Origin of the sequence: Micromonospora foliorum, from assembly GCF_022229015.1 — a bacterium.
Taxonomy (GTDB): Bacteria; Actinomycetota; Actinomycetes; order Mycobacteriales; family Micromonosporaceae; genus Micromonospora; species Micromonospora foliorum.
The window spans coordinates 1-3,993 of record NZ_JAKKFF010000167.1 but is presented as its reverse complement, the minus strand read 5'-3'; the positions used below and the strand labels follow the sequence as shown (position 1 = coordinate 3,993).

The window sequence follows — 3,993 nt, the reverse complement described above, 5'->3', positions numbered from 1 at the left end:
CGGGCCCAGCCCGGCGGCTGCGGCGCCCGGCCAGGGCGGCGGGGCTTCGACATCCGGGCGGCCCGGGGGGTCGGTCGGCTCGGGCCCGGTGGCGCTCGGCCGCGTCGGTTGCTCGGCTCGCGGGGGGTGCAGCACCGGCTCGGGCCAGTTGCTGGCCGGGGTCGGCCGCCCGGGTGCCGACTCGGGCCGGTCGAACTTGGGCAGGAAGTCGGTCGGCTCGTCGGTCTGGTCCCGGTGTCGCCCGTCGCGACGCTCGTCCGGCCCGCTCATTTGGGCACCGTAGCCGAGCGCAGGGCGGTGGAATCCTCGAATGCGGGAACTCGCACCGTGGAGGCCGTCTCCTTGTAGCCGAGCTGGTAGTCGTCGACCGCGTCCTTGAACAACCGGACTCCCTCAGAGCTGGCGAGGGCCTGCTGGAGGGCAGCGGGATCGCCGATTGCTACGATCTTGAACGGTGGGGAGTACACCCGGCCGTGAAGTAGCAGGGTGTTACCGACGCAGCGTACCGCGCTGGTGGAGAGCACGCGGACGTTCATGATTGACATGGCCTCCGCTCCGCCGGCCCAGAGCGCGTTGACCACCGCCTGTACGTCTCCCTGATGCACCACCAGGTCGTCGTTGCTGGCGTCCGACTGCGTCTGGTCGAGCTGCGGCGCGTCGTTCAGCTCGACCGTGACCCCGGGCCCGCTGAGGGCGGTGAACCCGGCGTCCTGGAGGCTGCCCTGGGCGCGATTCTGCTGATCCTTGATCGGGGCGTCCGAGCCGGCCAGTGTGTTGGTCCGCTGCTCGACCTCGCCGCGCAGCGTGGCGGCGCGGCGTTCGCTGGCTGCCACCTGCTCGCGTCGGTCCTCGATGAGCTGGTTGAGCTGGGGCCGCCGGTCCTCCCGGAGAGCGGTGCCGCCCGCGGTGGTCGCGGTGGTGGTGAAGAGCAACCCGGCCGCCGCGGCGATCAGGGGCACCCCGATCGACCAGCCCGGACGGCGTTGACGCGGTCGCCGGGGCAGCAGCCCGGCGGCGGCCCGTCGGAGGACCTTCTGCCAGGAGGTTGCGCCGGATGTGTACTCCACCGAGCGTTCCTTCCGCGTGTCGGGGATCGGTCCGTGCCGGCCGGGCCGGTGATGCGAACAGTCCCGCCTCTTTCGGTCACTCCGTGCACCTGCCTGACCCCATTCGTGGTCCGGGCGGGCAATCGGGACTACGCTAGCTCTCGAACATTATTGGCCATGGACCGTCGCCCCCGCGCCCGGTTGTCAGGCCGGACGAGGTCGTCACCCCTCTGGAGAGCGCCGTGCCCAAGTCTCAGGTCCGTAAGAAGAAGGTGTACACCCCGCCGACGGACGTCCGTCCGACGACGACGGCGTCGTCGCGCAAGCCTAGCCCGGTGTGGTTGCCGGTCACCGCGGTCGCCTTGATCGTCCTCGGGATCGGCTGGCTGGTGCTCTACTACCTGTCCGAGCAGGAGTACCCGGTCATGGCGTGGGGTTACTGGAACCTCGCCGTCGGCTTCGGCGCGATGGTCGCCTCGCTGGCATTGCTCTCCCGCTGGCGCTGATCCGTCCAGACCGTCGCGTCGGCGGTCTCTGACGTCACCTCGTCGAGCCCCTACCCGGCAGGATCGGGTGGGGCCCCCTATGGTGTCCGCAGGCAGCGCGGCCTACTGCGAGATGACTCACGTTACCGCTGGGTAACCTTCGCGTAGGCTGCACTGCATGACCGAGCAGAGCGAGGTCATCAGGCAGCAGACCGGGGAGGCCAACTCGATGGGCAGCGTCCAGATCGTCACCACGATCCTCGCGGCCGCCATCACCGCCGTGGCGGTGTGGCTTGCGGTGCGTGCGGTCCTGAAGATGGTGGCAGTCATCCGGCTCGGGCAACCCGCGCCGGAGCGGTTCTCCGACAAGGTCGCCCGGGCCAGGACGATGCTGGTGGAGACGGCCGGCCACACCCGGATGCTCAAGTGGGGCGTGGTGGGCGCCGCGCACTGGTTCGTGATGGTCGGCTTCGTCGTGCTGTCGCTGCTGGTGCTCGAGGCGTACTTCGAGGTGGTCACCACCGACGGCGGTCTGCCGATCATCGGGCACTGGACGATCTTCGGCCTGGTCACCGAGATCATCGGTGTGCTGGGGCTGGTCGGGATCCTGGTGCTGATGGCGATCCGGCTGCGCAACCGGCCGACCCGCCCGGGTGGGCGGTCCCGGTTCACCGGCTCGACCATGTGGCAGGGCTACTTCGTCGAGTGGATCGTGCTGCTGGTCCTGATCTTCGGCTTCGTGATCCGGGGCTTCAAGGTGGCCACCGACCACTTCGAGTTCCCGTTCTGGGCCACCCCGGTCAGCCACGCGGTCGGTGCGGTGCTGCCCGACTGGTCGGACGGCGTCAGCGTCGCCGCGGCCATCAAGATCATTATTTCGATGACGTGGCTGATCGTCATCTCCCTGAACGTCACCATGGGCGTCGCCTGGCACCGCTTCCTGGCGTTCCCCAACATCTTCTTCAAGCGTGAGCCGACCAAGCCGGCCGGCTCCGGTCTCGGCGCGCTGCGCCCGATGACGAGCCAGGGCAAGCCCCTCGACTTCGAGGAGGCGGACCCGGAGAAGGACCAGTTCGGCGTCGCCCACGTCGAGCAGTTCAGCTGGAAGGGCCTCCTTGACTTCAGCACCTGCACCGAGTGCGGTCGCTGCCAGTCGCAGTGCCCGGCCTGGAACACCGGCAAGCCCCTGTCGCCGAAGCTGCTGGTGCTGAGCCTGCGCGACCACGCGTACGCGAAGGCGCCCTACCTGCTGGCCGGGGGCGGCAAGGACCTGACCGGCGAGGAGAAGGCCACCCAGGCGCAGCTCGCCCACCTGGACGTACTCTCCCTCGCCGAGGCCGACAAGCCGTTGATCGGCACCGCCGAGGAGGGCGGTGTCATCGACCCGGACGTGCTCTGGTCCTGCACCACCTGCGGCGCCTGCGTCGAGCAGTGCCCGGTCGACATCGAGCACGTGGACCACATCGTCGACATGCGCCGCTACCAGGTGCTGATCGAGTCGAGCTTCCCCTCCGAGGCCGGGGTGATGCTGCGCAACCTGGAGAACAAGGGCAACCCGTGGGGCGCCCCGCAGAACACCCGCGAGGACTGGACCAAGGGCCTGGACTTCGAGGTGCCCCGGGTCGGCGAGGTGGACGACTTCGAGTACCTGTTCTGGGTCGGCTGCGCCGGCGCGTTCGAGGACCGGGCCAAGAAGACCACCCGCGCGGTGGCCACGCTGCTCAACGAGGCGGGCGTGACGTTCGCGATCCTGGGCGAGGGCGAGACCTGCTCCGGTGACCCGGCGCGACGGATCGGCAACGAATTCGTCTTCCAGATGCTCGCCCAGCAGAACGTGGAGACGCTGAACGAGGCGTTCGAGGGCCGGGAGAAGGCCAAGCGCAAGATCGTGGCGACCTGCCCGCACTGCTTCAACACGCTGGGCAACGAGTACGGCCAGCTCGGCGGCGAGTTCGAGGTGGTCCACCACACCCAACTGCTCGCGCACCTGGTCGCCACCGGCAAGCTCACGCCGGTGCAGCCGGTCGACGGCGGCGTCACCTACCACGACCCCTGCTACCTGGGTCGGCACAACCGGGTCTTCGCGGCCCCCCGGGAGGTCCTCGGTGACGCCATCGCGGGCGACCTGACCGAGATGCCGCGCAACAGCGAGCGCTCCTTCTGCTGCGGTGCTGGCGGCGCCCGGATGTGGATGGAAGAGAAGATCGGCAAGCGGATCAACGTGGACCGGGTCGAGGAGGCCATGGCCACCGGCGCGAAGACGGTCGCGGTCGGCTGCCCGTTCTGCTCGACCATGCTCAACGACGGGGTCAACGGCAAGGGTGCCGGCGAACAGGTCGAGGTGATCGACGTGGCGAGCGTGCTGCTCCGTTCGGTCAAGCCCGAGCAGCCGCAGGGCGGTAGAGAGACCGCGCCGATCGGCGGCTGAGGACGCGTACCGCTGGGATCTGTTCATCGACGGC

The 3,993-nt window shown here is 69.3% G+C and carries 3 protein-coding genes and 1 pseudogene; 2 read left to right on the top strand and 2 right to left on the bottom strand.

The genetic code is table 11. The features are described 5' to 3' along the window. A pseudogene (locus tag PSH25_RS13880) lies at window positions 1-270 on the bottom strand (hypothetical protein); the annotation flags it as partial. Further along, window positions 267-1,067: a DUF881 domain-containing protein gene (locus tag PSH25_RS13875; protein ID WP_238659489.1), complete on the bottom strand. Its 801-nt coding sequence runs from the start codon at window positions 1,065-1,067 to the stop codon at window positions 267-269. The gene PSH25_RS13875 and the pseudogene PSH25_RS13880, both read right to left, overlap by 4 nt. Before the next feature lie 221 nt (window positions 1,068-1,288). Between PSH25_RS13875 and PSH25_RS13870 the strand changes: the two genes are divergently transcribed. Continuing rightward, window positions 1,289-1,552 carry a cell division protein CrgA gene (locus PSH25_RS13870; protein WP_238659488.1) on the top strand — a complete coding sequence of 88 codons (264 nt, stop codon included), beginning with the start codon at window positions 1,289-1,291 and terminating at the stop codon, window positions 1,550-1,552. A gap of 208 nt (window positions 1,553-1,760) precedes the next feature. Then, window positions 1,761-3,959, top strand: coding sequence for a (Fe-S)-binding protein (locus PSH25_RS13865; protein ID WP_238659490.1), 2,199 nt, complete (start codon window positions 1,761-1,763; stop codon window positions 3,957-3,959). Window positions 3,960-3,993: the final 34 nt, after the last annotated feature.